General features: G+C 57.8%; 11 protein-coding genes. 1 reads left to right on the top strand and 10 read right to left on the bottom strand.

The window, feature by feature from the left end; genetic code table 11:
- Positions 1-2: 2 nt before the first annotated feature.
- The 10 genes from LHW45_00865 to LHW45_00910 all read right to left on the bottom strand — a co-directional run bounded on the left by LHW45_00865 (position 3) and on the right by LHW45_00910 (position 16,194).
- A complete protein-coding gene (locus LHW45_00865) occupies positions 3-875 on the bottom strand; it encodes a tetratricopeptide repeat protein (protein ID MCB5284136.1) in 873 nt (290 codons plus the stop codon).
- Between the two features lie 43 nt (positions 876-918).
- The gene (locus tag LHW45_00870; protein MCB5284137.1) at positions 919-4,071 is read right to left on the bottom strand and encodes a DPP IV N-terminal domain-containing protein; all 3,153 of its coding nucleotides are present in this window, start codon (positions 4,069-4,071) and stop codon (positions 919-921) included.
- Positions 4,072-4,083: 12 nt separating this feature from the next.
- Positions 4,084-5,370, bottom strand: a complete 1,287-nt coding sequence (locus tag LHW45_00875) for a FapA family protein (GenBank protein ID MCB5284138.1) — start codon at positions 5,368-5,370, stop codon at positions 4,084-4,086.
- A complete protein-coding gene (locus LHW45_00880; protein ID MCB5284139.1) occupies positions 5,363-6,052 on the bottom strand; it encodes a polyphenol oxidase family protein in 690 nt (229 codons plus the stop codon). The genes LHW45_00875 and LHW45_00880 overlap by 8 nt, the downstream gene beginning before the upstream one ends.
- Positions 6,049-7,404 (bottom strand): MFS transporter, encoded by a 1,356-nt coding sequence (locus LHW45_00885; protein ID MCB5284140.1) that lies wholly within the window; start codon positions 7,402-7,404, stop codon positions 6,049-6,051. The genes LHW45_00880 and LHW45_00885 overlap by 4 nt, the downstream gene beginning before the upstream one ends.
- A gap of 23 nt (positions 7,405-7,427) precedes the next feature.
- Positions 7,428-9,611 carry an ATP-dependent zinc metalloprotease FtsH gene (gene ftsH / locus LHW45_00890; GenBank protein MCB5284141.1) on the bottom strand — a complete coding sequence of 728 codons (2,184 nt, stop codon included), beginning with the start codon at positions 9,609-9,611 and terminating at the stop codon, positions 7,428-7,430.
- Positions 9,608-10,144: a hypoxanthine phosphoribosyltransferase gene (gene hpt, locus LHW45_00895; GenBank protein ID MCB5284142.1), complete on the bottom strand. Its 537-nt coding sequence runs from the start codon at positions 10,142-10,144 to the stop codon at positions 9,608-9,610. Before hpt ends, ftsH begins: the two co-directional genes overlap by 4 nt.
- A 1-nt stretch (position 10,145) precedes the next feature.
- Complete coding sequence (gene tilS / locus LHW45_00900; GenBank protein ID MCB5284143.1) at positions 10,146-11,579, bottom strand: tRNA lysidine(34) synthetase TilS; 1,434 nt, start codon at positions 11,577-11,579, stop codon at positions 10,146-10,148.
- Positions 11,580-13,166: 1,587 nt separating this feature from the next.
- Positions 13,167-15,083: a T9SS type A sorting domain-containing protein gene (locus tag LHW45_00905; GenBank protein ID MCB5284144.1), complete on the bottom strand. Its 1,917-nt coding sequence runs from the start codon at positions 15,081-15,083 to the stop codon at positions 13,167-13,169.
- Positions 15,084-15,546: 463 nt separating this feature from the next.
- Positions 15,547-16,194, bottom strand: a complete 648-nt coding sequence (locus tag LHW45_00910) for a hypothetical protein (protein MCB5284145.1) — start codon at positions 16,192-16,194, stop codon at positions 15,547-15,549.
- 587 nt (positions 16,195-16,781) lie between these two features.
- On the opposite strand from LHW45_00910, the gene LHW45_00915 reads away from it, so the two are divergent.
- Positions 16,782-17,498, top strand: coding sequence for a hypothetical protein (locus tag LHW45_00915; GenBank protein MCB5284146.1), 717 nt, complete (start codon positions 16,782-16,784; stop codon positions 17,496-17,498).
- Positions 17,499-17,905 lie beyond the last annotated feature (407 nt).

Below are 17,905 nucleotides of genomic sequence, written 5' to 3' on the forward strand. Positions count from 1 at the left end.
CTTCATCCCCCCAATTTGCCCAGCCGGGACTGCAGCAGCTGCAGCAGCGGGCTGAGCAGGGGAAAGTAGCGTTTGGCCTCGTTCAGGTAGTGGCGGGCTTTGTCTGTGTGTTTTTGCTGGATGAGCAGGCGGATGATCTCTTCGTAGAGCCCCATCGAATAGGGGTTGCGTTCGATGGCGCGTTCCAGCGGCGGGATGGCCAAAGCCGGCGCGCCGCATTTCACGGCGCAATCGGCATAGATGAGCACATGCTCGGTCTGGATCAGGGCGCCGCTGCGGTCGTAGGCGCGGAAAGCGTTCAGGGCCAGCAGCCAGTTTTGGAAATGGGCGTAGGTGAGCCCCTTGAGCAGCAGCAGATGGCGGTGGGGGCCGATCTTGGCCTCGGCCCGGGCGATGTATTGCTGAGCGGCTTCATAATCCTCCACGCGCAGCAGCTGTTCCACCAGCAGGAAATAGATGAAGGGATTGTTGTCGATCACCGTCATCAGGTCCTTCATGATCTCGATGCTTTCGCGGTTCCGGCCCAGATAGGCCAGCGCCAGGGCTTTGTTGTAGCGCACATCCGAGTGGGGATCGCTGATCTGGTCGTAATAGACGATCGCCAGCTGATACTCGCCCTGGGCGAAATAGGTGTTGCCGATGATCAGCTTTAGCTGATTGTCGCCGGGCTTCAGTTTCAACGCGGTTTGATAGCTCTTCACGGCCTTGTCGTAGAGCTGGCGTTGCTGGTAAAAATCACCCAGCGCGATCAAAGGACGCGGGTCCTGGGGATTTTCCCCCGCCGCCCGGATCAGCAGCTGCACCGCGTGGATCCAGTTGGTCTTCATCAGCGCTTCCGCTCGCTGGATCAGGTTTTGCAGGTCACGGTCGCCCATCAGGCGGCTCCCGAACCAATTTGTTCCCGGCAGTCACAGCGGATCACGGCAGTTCCTTGAGGATCTCCTCGATGGCACGCCACAGTTGGGTGTCGCGGCCGGCGATCTCGTCCTCGGGACTGATCTCCACCACAATATCCGGCCGCACTCCGGTGCCTTCCATGTTGGTGCCGTCCAGCTTGTACCAGCCGGAGCCGGGCAACCGCATGGATGAGCCGTCCAGCAGATAATACTGCCAGGTGCCGATCACGGAGCCGCTGGAGGGACGGCCCACCACCTTGCCAAGCTTAAGTTCCTGATAGACAGTGGGAAAGATCTCGCCATCAGAGAAGGAGTTCTCGTCGGCCAGCACGATGCTGGGGCGAGTCCAGGCCCGGCGGGGTTCCTGGTTCTGCTGCCCACTGTAGCGCCGGGAGGTGGAATAGGCGTAGGGCTGCTGGTTGAGCAGGGAAATGATCTGATCGTGCACGTGGCCGCCGGAGTTGCCGCGCACGTCGATGATCAGGGCCTCCTTGTCCGCGTTGTCGCGGAACAGCTCGCGCTGGAAGTTGGCAAAATCGCCGTCTCCCATGGCCGGAATGTGGATGTAGCCCACCCGTCCGCCGGTGCGGTCCTCCACCTCGGCGCGGCTGCGGCCAACCTTGTAGTCGTAGTGCAGGGCGCGGTTCTGGCTCCAGTTCAACCCTTCGGTCACGGCTTCCTTTTCCTCGCCGCTGGCCAAAAAAATCAGCCGGATGCGTTTGCCGGTCTTGTCCGCCAGCAGCGAATCCAGCGGGGTGGTCGGTGTGATCAGGCTGCCGTCGATGTGGGTGAGGATGTCCCCCGCTCTGATGCCGTAAAGCGTTGCCAGGCGTGAGGTAGGATAGACTGTCAGGAGGCGGACCCCTTGGGGCAGAACCTCGCTGTGGTCAAATTCCACCCCCAGCCAGGCGGGCTGTCCCCCGCGCGGGGAATAGCCTTCCCGGCGTGGATAAAACCCTGTGTGGGAAGCGTTCACGTCGCCGATCATCTCATTCACGATGGCGCTGATGTCCTCGATAGAGCGGGCCCGGCTGGCGTAGGGATGATAGAGGTCGTAGAACTCCCGCCAGTTTTGGCCGTGCATGTTCGGATCGTAGAAATTGAGGCCAAACACTCCCCAGACCTCTTCGAAGACCCGGGTGTTTAGCAGGCTGGCGCTGTATGTGTAATCGAATTCGGTGCTCAGTTCACCCTTGCTGCGTTTGTCCAGATCGTGCCAGCGCACCTTGCCGCCCTGCAAATAGTAGAGCTTCTCCCCCACCCAGCGCAGGCTGGAGGCGTCTTTGCCAAGGTCCTGGACCTCCTTGATGTTTTCTCCGAAGATATTGGCCTTTTTCAGCTTGAGGCTGCCCTCCTCCCCATAGCCGTCGGAAACGTAATAAAATGTGCTGTCGCTGATCACGCGCTCCACGCGCAGCCAGCGTTCCGGTTCGCTGAGCACTTCAAACATCCGCTTTTCGATGCCTTCCCAAACGACCTTCAATTCTTGGCGCGGGGCCGGTTCAGCTTCCGCCACCGTGGCCAGGGTGTCCGTTTCCGCTTCTATTGTGATGTCCAGCTCCTGGTCGCTTAGGATCAGCTCCTCACCGTCCTCGCCGGTGGTGGTGCAGAAGATCTCTTTCCAGTTGTCCACCTCAAACTCGTATTCGTCGCGGGGGATGAGATCGAGGCGGTAAATGCCGTTGGATCGGCCCATCAGGATGGAGCGGTCATCGCTGGTCCAGGCCAGGCCGCGGATCCAGGAATCGTCGTTCATGATCTTGCGGTGGGTTCCGGCGGCAAAATCGTAGAGCCAGAGCTCGCGCATCCACACATCCTCGCGGGTGGTGGCGTAAACGGCATAGTCGCCGCTGGAATTGATGGCAAAGTTGCTGGCGATGGGGCGGCTGACTTCCAAGGGACGCAGGTCCGCCAGGCTGGAATCGGCCACCGCGACGCGTCCGCTGAGGCGCTTGTCGCCGTAGCGCACGATCCATTTACCGCTGGGATCACGGGTGAGGCCTTCCACGTCCAGGCTGTCCGCGCCGAACCACTCCACCTGGCTGAGTTGCATCAGGCTGTCGCAGGTTACGCTGTAGAGTTTGTTGATGCCCTTGTCCATCATCTGCAGCACCAGGGTGCGGTTGTCTGGGGAGAAAGCCAGGTCGCCGATGGAGCTTTGGTCGTGGCTGATCTGCTTCACCTCGCCGCCCTTGCGGGGAATGAAGAAGGTGTCGTACTTGTATTTGAAGCCCACCAGCAGGTCGTCGTCCGCTATGGCGAAGGCCTCGAAGTTGTCCTTCATCTTTTCCCGGCGCAGGTCGGGACGCCAGAGGTCCGAGCTGATGTTGATCTCCAGCTTGGCCGCGCCGGAGACGGGATGCCAGCGCCAGATCTCGTTGAAGTGCTCAAACACGATGCGGTCGTTGAGCCTGGCGATGGAAAGGTCGCGCGCGGACCACAGGGGAAAGTTGGTAAGCTGGCGCGGGGCGGCAAAATTGCCGTTGTCCGCCCGGAAGATCTGGAAGCGCTGGCCATCCGAGGCGCAGAAGTAGAGCGCTCCGTCCAGGTGCGAATAGCGCGGGTAGCGCTCGGTGAAGTCGGTCTGGGTGAGCCGGGTGTATTTCTTGCTGGCCAGATCGATGCTCCAGAGCTCGCCGGCGATGCTGCCCCGGTAGCTTTCGCGGTGGGGGTTGCCGTCGCGGTTGAAGACCAGGCTTTGGTTGTCTGGGGACAGGGTGGCATAGCGGTCGCCGATCTCGGCCAGCAGCACGGGCCGGCTGCCGTCCAGCGGCATCCGGAAAAAAGAGCTGCCAAAACTGGGGCTGTAACGTGTGCAGAGCAGGCTTTGGCCGTCGGCGAACCAATCGCTGATGGTGAGGCTTTCCCGGCTGAGGGGCCGGGTGGCCCCGCTCTCCGGCTCGATCAGATAGGGCAGCGTGAGGCCTTCGCGGTTGGAGTTGAAAGCGATCCAAGCTCCGTCCGGAGACCAGCTTGGCCCCCATTCCCCCGCCTCGGTGGCCGTCAGCCGGCGCGCTTCGCCACCGTTGTACGATACCAACCACAGGTCGTTGTCATAAACAAAGCACACCTGCTCTCCGTCCGGCGAGATGGCCGGATCGGAGGCGAACTCCGGCTCCAGGGCCCAGCCCAGGGCGGCCGCAAGCGCCAGGATCACCATAAATAAATGTTTCATGTCCTCTGTCCTTTAATCTTTTTCCCAGATCTCCAAGCCGTTTTGCCGGCGCTGGAGATAGTATTCGTGTTTCAGGATGCGTGCCCTCACGGGAGGATGCACCTCGCCCAGCACGCGCAGGCCCAGCCTCTGGTCGCCCGGGCGGTTTAAAAAAGTGTTCAGCTGGCCGTCAAGCTCTGCCTCGCAGGCCTTGATCTGCTCGTTCAGGGCGTCGATCTGGCTTTGGTTATCGCCCGGCGCGTCTTTCAGCCGGATCAGTTCCCGCGTCATCTGCATCAGCAGCGCTTTGTGATAGGGCCCGATGGTGATCTCCACCCGGGTTTCGCTGCCGGCCGGATCGCCCAGTTCATGCAGCATCAGGTTGCCGCCGCATTCCGCCTGTCCACCGCGCAGGAAGCCGTTTTCAGTTTCCAGGCCGCCGTCGGCCACGATCTCGCAGCCTTCCACGCTGTCCTCCCAGCGGATCCTGCCCCGGCACAGCACCCGGGAGGCCTGGATCCCTTTGCAGCTAAGGTTTCCGCCCACCTCCACCCCCGGCTGGCGGCAGTTGCGGATCTCGCCGCTGAGGCTCAGGTCGCCCCGGCAGCTCAGCGTGGCGTTGCTCAGGTCGCCCCGCAGTTCCACGTTCCCGGCACAGAAAAGCGAGCTGTTGCCGAGGCTGCCGCGGATCTCCAGGTCCGCCGGAGAGCGCAGTTCGTCCGCGGCGTCTTGGATGTCGCCCTCCACCACCAGTTTTTCCACCACTCCGATGCGGCCGCTCTCATCCACGCTCACAAAACCTTTGCGTTCCGTAACGAAACGGCGCCTGTCCAGGCTGAAGGTAACGTTGTCGCCGGCCACCAGTCCCGCGGCTTCCAGGTCGAATTCCTCGTCCTGCAGCATTTCGCCGTAGATGTCGTAGATGGAGCCCTGGCGGTCAAAAATGTTGCTGTTGTAATCCGCGATCACGGTACCGGCTTCGATGCAGGTGAGGCTGGCCAGTTCCTCCGGGCGCACGCGTCCGCTGAAGTTTTTGGCCTGATCGAGGTCGAAAAAGTAGTTCAGCTTGCTTTCGCCTTTCACGCGGTTGCACATGGCCACAGGAAAGGCCACGTCGAAATCCTTTTCCAGGCCGTGTTTGCGCATGTATCTGGCGGCTTCTTCAAAGCCTGTTTTGATGCCGGCTTCTTCGATCAGGTCCAGGATGTCCTGCTCGTCGGTCAGCCTGCCGCCGGAGCGGATGGTCAGCCAGGCCGAAAGCCTGTCATCACGCAGCTCCAGCCTCAGGGTGCCGGCCCGGTTGGTGAGGGTCTTACTCATGTTCAATTCCGATAATGTTCATCTGGCGGTTGCGGGTGCCGTCCCGCCGGTAGGAATGATGCACAGCCGATTCCAAAGTGCAGGCAAATTGCTGCTCAATGTTGTAAAAGGGGATCCCGGCCGCGATCAGCTGCCGGAAAATGGCCAGGCGCAGGTCAAGATGGCGAAATCCAGCCGGATCCGCGGCGCAGCCCATGGCTTTGAGGCTGGCGTTGAAACTTTCCCAAGTTGCCGCGTCCACCTCATAGTGCCGCGCGCAGATGCCGGCGCCAATGTGGGCGGTGAGCTCGGCGGGCCTGATGCCGAAATGCTTCTCCAGCGCTCGCACGGCCTTGCCGGCGATGTTCAGCCGGGTGCCTTCGCGGCCGCTGTGGATGGCCGCCACGGCACGGTTTTGGGCGTCTGTCAGCAGCACGGGATAGCAATCCGCGGTGCGGATCAGCAGATACTGCCCCGGCAGCTTGGTGATCAGCGCGTCCGCTGCCGCGATCTGGGGATGCCGGCCCCAGCCCGCGCCGCTGTCTTGATCCGAGCAGATGTGGATGCCGTCACCGGCGATCTGTTCCGCGATCACGGTGCTGGAGGCGGGGATCACTTTGTCCCCGATCCGGATATCACCCTGGTCCCGCATCACACCGCGATAGTCCGGGGTTTTTTCGCCCAGGTGCAGCCAGGTGTTCATCCTTCCACCCCGGGGTATTCCACCGTCACTTTCAACGGCCGGTAGATCTCGGTGTTGTGGTTGGTCACCAGCATGCGCATGATGTGCTTCATCAGCTGCGGGATCTTGCGCAGCGCGTTCAGCGACCACAGCAGGCAAATGCCGGCGGCGATGCTCAGCGCTGTCTGCGGCCCCAGCCTGCGGGTGAGCGAACCGATCAGCAGGCTGCCGAAGGGCATCACAGACTGGAAGGTCATGGTGTAAACGCTCAGCACCCGGCCGCGCATGCCTGGATCGGCCACGCTTTGCAGGATGGTGTTGGTGGAGCTCATCTGCATGGTCATGCCCAAGCCGATGAAGACCATGAACAGCAGGCTGAGCGGAAGGCTGCGGCTATGCGCCAGGCCGATCAGCGCCAGGCTGGCCACGCAGCCCAGTCCCGCCGTGATGAAGGGCAGGCCTTTGATGGTTTTGCGCCCCGCCATGTAAAAGGCGCTGGCCAGGGCCCCGATCCCGGCAAAGGTCAGCAGCAGGCCCTGCGTGCCGGCATTGCCTTTCAGCACGTCGCGCGCGAACACCGGAATGATGGAGCCGTAGCTCATGGCGAAGAGCATGAACACGCTCAGGTTGGCGATCAGCCAGCGCACCGGCAGGCTGCGCCAGGAATAGCTCCAGCCCTCTTTGATCTTGCTCAGGATGGGCGCGCCGGTGGGTTTCAGGGCCGGATAGCTGATCCGGATGGCCAGCAGCGAGGCGATCACCGCCAAATAGGAAACGGCGTTGATCAGAAAACAGATGCCTTCGCCGAATGCCACGATCATCGCCCCGCCGATGGAGGGCCCCACCAAGCGGGCGGAATTGAACATGGCGGAGTTGGTGGCGATGGCGTTGGGCAGCAGGCTGCGCTTGGAAACCAGGTCCAGCACGAAATTTTGCCGGAAGGGCGCGTCAATGCCCTCCACGATCCCCTGCCACAGCGCCAGCACGATCAGCGGCCACCAGCGCTGCGCGTTGATGTATCCGCTCAGCACGCCCGCGGCCAGCAGGCTGGCCTGCAGCATGAAGAGGGATTGCGTGAGGATCAGGGTTTTGCGCCGGTCCCAGCGGTCCGCCCAGGCCCCGGCGAAGGGACTCACGAACAGCGAGGGGATCATGCTCAGAAAAGCGATCAAACCCAGCAGGAATGCTGAATTCGTCAGCCGGTAGATGAACCAGCTCATGGTGGTACGCTGCACCCAGGTGCCGATCACGGAAAACAGCTGCCCGGAAAAAAAGAGGCGGTAGTTGCGCACGGTGAGGCTGATGAAGCGCTCCCGCGTTCTGCTCAGCAGCCAGTTCATCGCTTTGACCGCCCCACCTCGCGCCAGGCTCATACCGGTTTTCCGCTCCCCTTCGCTCAAGCCTGACCGGAGGGCGATTCTACCGTTTCCGGCCTCTCGCTGTGCTCGAAACGCATCTCTTTGGCCTTGTTGAATTTGGCCAGCACCTGCTCCCGGTCTTCCCCGCCGATGTCGGCCAGCACAAATTCAAAGATCTCTTCGGTGCCCAGGGTTTCCTTTTCAAAGAGCTCGGCGGCCAGCTTTTCCAGCAGCCCGCGCCGCTTTTTCAGGATCTCCAGCGCCCGATCGTAGGCGCGGGAAATGAAGCCGCGGATCTCGCTGTCCACCAGCTGCGCCGTCTCGTTGCTGTGCGTGTCGCGGCCGATGAGTTCCTTGCCCAGATACACTTCGCCCTGCTCCTTGCCGATGGTCATCGGCCCGAAGGCTTCGCTCATGCCCCAGGAGCAGACCATCTTTTTGGCGATCTCGGTAACCCGCTCCAGGTCGTTGCCCGCCCCGGTGGTGAGTTCGCCGTAAACGATCTCCTCCGCGGCGCGTCCGCCCAGGATCTCCGTCATGATCTGTTCCAGATAGCCGCGCGAATAGCCGGTCTTGTCGGTCTGCAAAAAGTGGGTGGCGCCGGCCGTGAAGCCGCGCGGAATGATCGAAACCTTGTGCACCGGCTCGGTCTTGTCCTGAAAAATGGAGGTCAGCACGTGCCCGATCTCGTGGATGGAGGTGAGCTTTTTGTCGTCTTCGGGGATCACCCGGCTCTTCTTTTCCTTGCCCAGGGTCAGCTTGTCCTTGGCTTCCTCAAAATCGCTCATGTTGATCTTCTGCTTGTTGTAGCGCGCCGCGATCAGGGCCGCCTCGTTCACGATGTTGGCCAGGTCGGCCCCGCTGAAGCCCGGCGTTCCGCGGGCGATCAGCTCCAGATGCACATCCTCGGCCAGCGGCACCTTGGCCGCGTGCACTTTCAGGATCTCCGTGCGGCCCTTGATGTCGGGCAGGTCCACCGTCACCTGGCGGTCGAAGCGGCCCGGACGCAGCAGCGCGGGGTCCAGGATGTCCGGCCGGTTGGTGGCCGCGATGATGATCACCGCTTCGTTGGGCTCAAAGCCATCCATCTCCACCAGCAGTTGGTTCAGCGTTTGCTCGCGTTCGTCGTGCCCGCCGCCCAGCCCGGTGCCCCGGTGCCGGCCCACGGCGTCGATCTCGTCGATGAAGGTGATGCAGGGCGAATTTTTCTTTGCTTGGTCAAACAGGTCACGCACCCTGGCTGCGCCCACGCCCACGAACATTTCCACAAAGTCCGAGCCGCTGATGCTGTAAAAAGGCACCCCCGCCTCGCCCGAAACGGCCTTGGCCAAAAGCGTCTTGCCCGTGCCGGGACGCCCCACCAGCAGCACTCCGCGCGGGATGCGGCCGCCCAGCCTTTGAAACTTCTTCGGGTCCTTCAAAAACTCCACGATCTCCTGCAGCTCCTCCTTGGCCTCGTCCACCCCGGCCACATCCTTGAAGGTGATGTTGCTGCGGCTGCCTTCGTGCATGCGGGCCCGGCTTTTGCCAAAGCTGAAGGCCTTGGCGTTCTGGTTGTTCATGCCCCGCATCAGAAACCACCAAAACCCGATCAGCAGCACGAAGGGGATGAGGTAGGAAAGGATCCCCACCCAGCGCGGCGGCTTTTTGGTGATCACTTCCACGTTTTGCAGCCTCAGCTGGTCGATCAGGCTGGGATCGTCCACCGGCGGCAGCAGGGTGTGGAATTTCTTGCCTGCTTTGGTCTCGTAAACTATGTCCTGTTCCGTGAAGGTCACCGTCTTCACCTGCTGTTTTACCAGAGCGCCGGTGAACTGCGAATAGCTCGCTTCGCCGATCTGCTCCTGGCCGCTGAACCAGCTGAACACCATCAACGCCACCAGCATCATGATCACGATCACGAAGGTCCAGGAAACCGGCGCCTTGGCCGGCTGCCGCAACGGGCCCGGCTGCAGGTTGCGTTGCGTCTGCGGCGGTGTTTGGGACCGTTTGGGTCCGTCTTTCTCGCCCGGCTTTTTCCGTTTCAGCAGGAAAATGCGCACCGCGCTGATGATGGTGATGGTCACCAGGGCGACCACGAACCACAGCAGCAGGTCCGAAAACTGTTGCGCCACCGGGCTGCTTTGAGCCACTTTAGCCGGAGCGTCCTCAACGGCCAGGCTGTCGGCTGCCAGGGCGCCGCTCAGCGCCAGCAGCTTCAGGAGGATGGCTGTATGTTTCATGAATAGATCTCTTCCTTCAGGATGCCTATGTAGGGCAGGTTGCGGTATTGGGAGTTGAAATCCAGCCCGTAGCCCACCACAAATTCGTTGCCGATCTCGAAGCCCACATAGTCGAAACCCACCTCCAGCTTGTGCGCCGCCGGTTTGTCCAGCAGCACGCAGACCTTCAGGCTGGCCGGCGCGTGCTTGCCCAGATAGTCCTTGATGTATTGCAGCGAGAGTCCGCTGTCCACGATGTCTTCCACCACGATCACATGCCTGCCGGTGATATCCACGTCGATATCCTTGCGGATCTTCACCACGCCGGAGCTGGAGGCCTCGGCGCCGTAACTGGAGATGGCCAGAAAGTCGATCTCCAGGGGGATGGTGATGCTGCGGCAGAGGTCGGCCAGAAATATGAAGCCGCCTTTCATGATGCCGATCAGCACCGGCACCGTGTCCTTATATTCGCTGGTGATCTGGCTGCCGATCTCCCGCACCCTTGTCTGGATGCGGTATTCGTCCAGCAGCACCGCCACCAGGTCGCAATTCATCTCATTCATTTTCCTCTCCTGTCTTTTTGCGGCTGGCCGCCCGCCGGGGCCTGGCCTTCAGGTTTTCCGCCGCTATTTTCAGAAAGCGCGTGCTGCCGGCGTCCAGCGCCACCCGCGCGTCGATCCGCTGCCCCGCGATCCAGATGATCTTGGTCCCGTCGTCCAGCACCGGCACCAGATCGCGCTCGTATTTGCCCACCTTGGCGTTGATCAGAAAATCCTTCAGCTTCACCAGGCGGTCCAAACCCAGCGGCATGAACCTGTCGCCCGGCCTGCGGCTGCGGATGCTGAACGGCCAGTTGATCTTGTCCGCGTCCAGATAAACGTTCAGGGCGTCTTCCTCGCGCCGGGGCGGCAGCACCTTCAGCAGTTTGAAGGTGAAGCGGTGGTCGCCCCAAACGGCCCGCGCCCGGTCTTCCGTAACCACCACGGGCTCCGGAACCGGCGCTGCCACGCTGGCCCGCTCCAAACTCAATTCAGTGTAAACTTTTCTGGCGATCAGTCCCCGGCCCAGCTGGATCTGCTTGCTGCCGCCGGATTCCAGCAGGTCCAGGATGTCCTGGAAATGGCGGCTGAAAAAATCCCTCCCGCTGCCGCTGAGGGCGCGCGTGAGCTCTTTCATGATATGGTATTGCTCCAGCCGCGTGCAGCGCCTGAAAGCCGGGATGGAGACGGTGATCCGCTCCGGTTCCTGCTCCAGGGTGATCTTCTTGGTCAGCGACTTCACCCGCTGCAGCACCAGCTCCTCCGCCTGCGCGAAGATCAGGGCTTGCTCACCCAAACTGCTGGCGACGCGCGGATTCAGCTCTTTGGCCACCAACGGCAGCAGCGTGTGCCGCACCCAGTTGCGCTTGAAACTCTGGTCCGCGTTGCTGGCGTCTTCGCGCCAGGCGATCTTTTGCTCTTGCAGCAGTTCCACCAGTTCCCGCTTGTCAAAGCAGAGCAGCGGATGCGCGATCCTGCCGCTGCGGGGACGGATCCCGGCCAGGCCGCTGAGGCCCGCGCCGCGAAAGAGATTCAGCAGCATGGTCTCGCTCTGGTCGTTGTTGTGGTGCGCGGTCACGATCAGGTCGAAACGGTAGGCGTCCAGCACCTCTTCAAACACCCCCAGGCGCTTTTGCCGCGCCCGGTTTTCCAGGTCGCCGCCAGCGGCCAGCTTCACCTTGCGCACTATCAGCGGCACGCTCAGTTCCTGGCACAGCCCTTTCACCAATTCAGCGTCCGCCGCGCTCTCCGCCCCGCGCAACTGATGGTCCACGTGCACAGCCAGCAGAGTGAGCTGACGCAGGCCGCGCAAACGCGCGAACAGCAGCAGCAGCGCCACCGAGTCCGCCCCGCCCGAAACGCAGAGCAACAGCTTCGCCCCGGCGGAAAAGATCTGCTGATCCCGCACGTAACTGTCTAATCTTGCAATGGCTTGTTCCAGCCTGGGCATCTCCACTCCTGCCGCATTATTCTTAGTAAGCAAGCCTTTTTGCAACCGCTCTGCTTGTCAAGTCCCTTTTTCCGCGCGCGCGTGCACTATATATTGGTTCCCGCAGATTTTCGCAGAAAAAAGCGCGGATTCACGCGGATAAGAATAGGTCGCGGAAAAGCACGGAAAAAGGGAAAGCGTGGTCAGAAAAAGATGAAAGAACACGGGATCTAATCCGTATAATCAGTTGAATCCGTTGAATCCGTAGGGAAAGAACAGGTCGCGGAAAAGCACGGAAAAAGGGAAAGCGTGGTCAGAAAAAGATGAAAACACACGGGATCTAATCCGTATAATCAGTTTAATCCGTTGAATCCGTAGGGAAAGAACAGGTCGCGGAAAAGCACGGAAAAAGGGAAAGCGTGGTCAGAAAAAGATGAAAACACACGGGATCTAATCCGTATAATCAGTTTAATCCGTTGAATCCGTAGGGAAAGAACAGGTCGCGGAAAAGCACGGAAAAAGGGAAAGCGTGGTCAGAAAAAGATGAAAACACACGGGATCTAATCCGTATAATCAGTTGAATCCGTTGAATCCGTAGGGAAAGAACAGGTCGCGGAAAAGCACGGAAAAAGGGAAAGCGTGGTCAGAAAAAGATGAAAACACACGGGATCTAATCCGTATAATCAGTTTAATCCGTTGAATCCGTAGGGAAAGAACAGGTCGCGGAAAAGCACGGAAAAAGGGAAAGCGTGGTCAGAAAAAGATGAAAACACACGGGATCTAATCCGTATAATCAGTTGAATCCGTTGAATCCGTAGGGAAATAAATTCGTGTAAATTCGTGTAATTCGTGGACAAATCACTCTGCTTTTGCTCTGTGTTCTCTGTGTTAACGTAAAACCGTTAATCCGTTCAATCCGTTGAATCCGTAGGGAAATAAACTCGTGTAAATTCGTGTAATTCGTGGACAGAAAAGAACGCGGATGACGCTGATAATCATGATTTTCGCGCAAAAGAAAATCTTTCGGATTCGTAGAGTAAGGAATAGGTCTAGGAATAGCGCGGAAGCGCGAAACAACTTAGCCCAGGGTGTAGCGTAGCGGAACCCTGGGATTGGAGGCAGCACAGGATAAATACAAGCCCCGTCAGGGCCGACACAAACGATTACCATATAACATGTTGGCTATGTGTGTGTCGCCCCTGGCGGGGCTGCAAGATTCTACCTGCGCAAATGACCCGGGGTTGCCACCCCGCGCTAAATTGTTTCGCCCGCCGGGCTTCGTTGAATCCGTGGAAAGAGAACGGCGCGCAGATTCAAACATCATCCAAAGTCTGTACTCTGTGTTACTCTGTGTCCTCTGTGCCTCTGTGTTAGACTAATCCGTACAATCCGTTAATCCGTTGAATCCGTAGGGAAAGAAATTCGTGTAAATTCGTGTAATTCGTGGACAAATCACTCTGCTTTTGCTCTGTGTTCTCTGTGTTAACGTAAATCCGTTAATCCGTTGAATCCGTTGAATCCGTAGGGAAAGAAATTAGTGTAACTCGTGGACGAAAACAAAACGCCCCGGACAAAACCGGGGCGCGTATATCAGTATGGTTACTGAACTTATTTGACGATGACCATCTTCTTGGTCTGGTTCATGCTCTGGGTGGAGAGTTTGTAGAAGTAGATGCCGCTGCCGCAGGCATTGCCTCTGCTGTCTCTGCCGTTCCAGTTGACCATGTGGTTGCCTTCGGTGAGGCTCACGGTCTTCACAAGCTGACCCTGGACGTTGTAGATGGTGAGGGTTCCGGTGTCGCCGGCTTTCAGGGAGACTTCGATGTTGGTGCTGCCGTTCGCCTTGAAGGGGTTCGGGTAGGCATTGCGCATCTCGGTCACTTCAGGAAGCACGGGCGGTACGTTGCCGGTGACGGTAACGCTGACCGGACCGTGGAAGCTGCTGCTGTTGTAATCAACTGCTTCCAGCCAGTAGTAGTAGGTTTGGCCGATCAACACGTCGTCGTCCACCACAGTGTAGTTCTGGGTGCTGCTGGTGTTGGTGGCGGGGATCATCGGGTTGTCGATCAGTTCGGAAGTGCTCTGCTCGGCGCTGGTGTTGCGATAGACGCGATAGCCCATCATCTGGGTTTCGGTCTGGCTGGTCCAGCTAAGCTGCACGTAGAACTGGCCGGTGAGCGTGGCGGTGAAGCTGCTCAGTACGACAGGGGTGGGGCCGTCTTCCCAGTCGCCGTAGAAGGTGCTGTTCGGCAGGTTCTCGGTCATGGTCTCCACTGTCTGCACCACATTGATCGGATCCCAGACATTGTAACCGGCAGCGGTTACATAATAGGTTCCGGCGCCGGGATAATCTCCGGGGCAGGTGAAGGTGTAGGTGCCGTTGACGATGGTGGTGGCAACCACGGTGGGAGGATTCACGCCGTCGTCGAACCAGATGGAGGCGCCTTCGATCGGAGAGCTGGTGTTCAGGTCAAGCACGAGCACTGTCCAGGTGTAGATCTGCTGGCGGTCGAAAACGATGGTGGCGGGGGCGTATTCCTTGGTCTGGGCCCAGGTGCTGGCATCAACGATCCATTCTTGCGGGCACCAGGCAAAGCCGGTGACGTTTTCGAGGGTGTAGGTGCCGTACAGGGCGGCCTGGTCTTCGCTTTCGAATGTCCAGGGGGTGAACTGGCCGGTGGGAACTTCATCCTTGATGATCTCGTAACCGGGTTCATCCACGCCAAGATAGGTGGAGGCCACAGTCAGCTGATATACAGTTGTCTCGGTCCAGACGAATTCCTGGGAGAAAACCCAGTTGTTATCGTTATCAGCCACCCATTCGGTGTCCGCATCGATGGTCAGGGACGCGGGGGTCCAATAACCAGTAGTTGAAACATCCGTGGGGGTGTAGGTGCCGTAGATGTCGGCGGGATCGGTCACAGGGCCCAAGGTCGCCGGGGTGATGTAACCCGCGGGAACGGTGGTCATGTACACGGTGTAGGTGGGTTGATCCTCCTCGAGCAGCATCCACATCATGTCCGGAGCATAGAGGTTGATAACCGCTCTGCCGCCTTTGGAACGGGCAAGGAAATCGCCGGTGGTGAGTTCCACGGCTTCCCAGTAGTAACCTGTGGGGGCAGGGGTCAGCATCTGATAGGCGCCGTCGATGGCGTTTTCAGGCACGGATTCCTGGGTTTCGTCAACCACCTGGAAACCGGTGGTGCCGCCCGGGACGGTGTAGCTGCCGGCGGGACCCTGGACATTCCAGTTGGCTTTGCCGGTGTAGGTGCCTTCGTTGACTTTCAGGGTTACATAGTAGTTGTAGTAGTCAACTTCGGTCCACACAAATTCCTGGTTGTACACCCAGTTGTCGCCGTCGGCAACCCAGGGGGTGTCAGCGTCGATGGTCAGGGACGCGGGGGTCCAGTAACCGGTGGCTGACACAGCAGTGGGGGTGTAGGTGCCGTAGATGGTGGTGACGTCTTCGCTGTTAACGGGTCCCAGGGTGGTGGGGGTGATGTAACCCGCGGGAACCGTGCTCATGTTCACCGTGTAGGTGGGGCCGGGTTCATCTAGCTCAACAGGTGCGCCAGGATACGTAATCGATCCGGGGGGTCTTCCCCACCAAATTGTTCCCGTTCCTTCAGGAATGGTAATTACAGTAGAGCCTTCAGCTGCTGGTGTTGTCCTTGTTACGGTGAAGTTAACAGTTGCGCCGACGGTCCAAGTTTCTCCCATATTCCCCAACTGGATTTTAGCGTACATATTGCCGCCGACAAAATAGTACCCAAAATCTGGAGATACATCATTGTACGTATTTGCGTTCCAACTACAAGTAGCTGTGAAATCGAGGACTGCCATATCATTCGGTAATGGTACCCAAGGGTCCGCGTCCTCAACTAAACAAACGTACAATATTCTGGGTTCAGCCGCAAATAATCCCGCCGTCAAAAGAAGCAGGGCAAAAACGAGTAATGTTAATTTCTTCATGCTATCCATCCTTTATTTATTTTGTTTTGAAAGACGAACCAAATCCAGTTGATTTGCTTCCAGGCCATGTTGTGGCAGCAGTACTGTTCAACGTTAATGGATCTCCGATCGCTATTGCATGGGTTCCGCTCCACTCCATAAAGTCGGGGTCATATGAAATTGACGCCCATGAATGTGTGGAATTAGTGTACCAAGCTACAGCAATAATATTTCCAACTTCATCGCCCAACTCTTCGGCAGTACCAAGATCTGAGCGATCCAAAGGAACATAAATCCGGTTGTTGCCAGCATATATTCCAAACGTAATCGCGTCTGACGGTGTGCCTAGGCTATAGAAATCGAAGTTGGACAGTGAGTTAAATGTCATGCAGCCAGCGTTGTTCAAAGGCATGGTACCGCTCCACTCTGCGAAGTCAGCGTCATAGGATATACTCGTCCATGTTTGACCAGAGTTTGACCACATCGCAATGGCTCCAAAGTTCGCAATATAATCAACCACTGATCCCTCAGCAGTTGTTGCTTCACCCATCGGATACGCAACGTAATTGTTACCAGTGTAGCAAGGATACTTGACGTATCCAACCACGTTGGACGGGTCTGATTCGACCGCTGCCAGCATGCCAAAGGCAACCAGGAGCAGCAGCGGCAATATTAATTTCTTCATAACATTCCTCCATGAGAATGATATATTAAAGATTCGCTTTGGTTTTCCGGCCGGGTTAATGGGGCCGGCCAACCGACGTTGAAAGTTTTCCGGATCTTTTTCAGATGCCGGGTTTGATCTTGAAGACCTTTTCATTCATCGCACATTACACTCTATAAAAAAAGCTACTTTGTTACGTTGGACACTCTGGCCGGATTGCGAAATCCTGTCAAGCAGAATTTTTTGTTTTTGAGGTTACTTAGAAACATCTAAACTACTGATCTTGTCAACCCCTTGTTTGACAAGCTTTTGTCTGTGGCGAATTATCTACAGAAATCAGCAGGGATATATTACTGGTTTGCGTGATTGTCTGAAAGTTCTAAACTGTCACGCCAGACCTCACAAGGCACTTACCCGTTCTGTCTAACCGTCATGATCGCAATCTCCGATTGAGCCCTTTTCCCATTCAAGAACCAAGGCACTTCAATTCTCTTAAGGGATTTGCTTGACAACTTGTACATAGGTAAATTGTGTGTATTTGCCTTTCGTTTGACTTTTGGAATCGCAAAAACTCGTCGAAGGTTAGACGCACTTTTTTGGGAGTAACAATGAGAAACAAGTGGCTTTTGACCGTCCTTATCATGATCGCTTGCCTGTCCCTCTGGTCTCAGTCGAACAAGCCCAGGGTCTTGTACGTTCTTATCTGTGAAGCCGATGGAGGTTCGTTATTAAATGACACCAGCAAATTGAGATTTTTTGCCTCCTTGTTCAACGTGACCAGAGATAGCAACTACTATGACTTTGGATACTACCATGCAGGAGGTAACCTTTACGCCAAAATACAACTGGCTAACTTTGATACCGAATGGTATCCTGGCGATGTTGTTAAGCTTGAGTTTACCAGACAAGACACGTTGTATACTCATGGATTAATTGAGATCGTTGTTCCGGAGGGCACTGAAACCATTTGGTGGGGACGGCCAAACACACAAGGAAAAGACTATCCTGGCGAACCTGTCCGCCTATACCCTTTTATTTTGAATGTTGAAGCGCAGGATCCTGGCATCCCGGTACTCATCAATGGCAAGGCTACAGCTTTGGTTACCGGCACTCCCGTTACCGCCAAAACCAAAGATGACATCACCGGCATCTTTTCCCTGGCCCCGCCTCCATCCGGTTGGCGCTGGGAGCCATCCAAATATGTCCTCACCCCGCGGGATTTTGAGTTTTCGGAATCCGCCTCCACCGACGCCGAGGGCGTGTCCCGGCCTGGCTGGGCGCGCACCCTGGAGTTTCGCTTGGTCCCGTCGGATCCGGAAGGTTAACGTCCCCGTTAACCTGGCTCCGCAGGAGCCATCAGAATACCTATCATAACTTACAAGGCTTAGATTTTACCGCAGATCAGCGAAGCCCTCAAGGCTTTTGGTCGACGGGGACGTCGACCTTCCGGAATACATGCCTACCATCTCATCAGCGGCGACATATCAAGATGTAATCCGGAAGGTTAACGTCCCCGTTAACCTGGCTCCGCAGGAGCCATCAGAATACCTATCATAACTTACAAGGCTTAGATTTTACCGCAGATCAGCGAAGCCCTCAAGGCTTTTGGTCGACGGGGACGTCGACCTTCCGGAATACATGCCTACCATCTCATCAGCGGCGACATATCAAGATGTAATCCGGAAGGTTAACGTCCCCGTTAACCTGGCTCCGCAGGAGCCATCAGAATACC

It is taken from the genome of Candidatus Cloacimonadota bacterium, from assembly GCA_020532085.1.
Lineage (GTDB): Bacteria > Cloacimonadota > Cloacimonadia > Cloacimonadales > Cloacimonadaceae > Syntrophosphaera.

What these genes read in the sequence shown, in the direction of transcription:
- LHW45_00865 (MCB5284136.1), bottom strand. Translation starts at nt 875, where the DNA reads ATGGGCGACCGTGACCTGCAAAACCTGATCCAGCGAGCGGAAGCGCTG.
- LHW45_00870 (MCB5284137.1), bottom strand. Translation starts at nt 4,071, where the DNA reads ATGAAACATTTATTTATGGTGATCCTGGCGCTTGCGGCCGCCCTGGGC.
- LHW45_00875 (MCB5284138.1), bottom strand. Translation starts at nt 5,370, where the DNA reads ATGAGTAAGACCCTCACCAACCGGGCCGGCACCCTGAGGCTGGAGCTG.
- LHW45_00880 (MCB5284139.1), bottom strand. Translation starts at nt 6,052, where the DNA reads ATGAACACCTGGCTGCACCTGGGCGAAAAAACCCCGGACTATCGCGGT.
- LHW45_00885 (MCB5284140.1), bottom strand. Translation starts at nt 7,404, where the DNA reads ATGAGCCTGGCGCGAGGTGGGGCGGTCAAAGCGATGAACTGGCTGCTG.
- ftsH (MCB5284141.1), bottom strand. Translation starts at nt 9,611, where the DNA reads ATGAAACATACAGCCATCCTCCTGAAGCTGCTGGCGCTGAGCGGCGCC.
- hpt (MCB5284142.1), bottom strand. Translation starts at nt 10,144, where the DNA reads ATGAATTGCGACCTGGTGGCGGTGCTGCTGGACGAATACCGCATCCAG.
- tilS (MCB5284143.1), bottom strand. Translation starts at nt 11,579, where the DNA reads ATGCCCAGGCTGGAACAAGCCATTGCAAGATTAGACAGTTACGTGCGG.
- LHW45_00905 (MCB5284144.1), bottom strand. Translation starts at nt 15,083, where the DNA reads ATGAGCACGGTTCCCGCGGGTTACATCACCCCCACCACCCTGGGACCC.
- LHW45_00910 (MCB5284145.1), bottom strand. Translation starts at nt 16,194, where the DNA reads ATGAAGAAATTAATATTGCCGCTGCTGCTCCTGGTTGCCTTTGGCATG.
- LHW45_00915 (MCB5284146.1), top strand. Translation starts at nt 16,782, where the DNA reads ATGAGAAACAAGTGGCTTTTGACCGTCCTTATCATGATCGCTTGCCTG.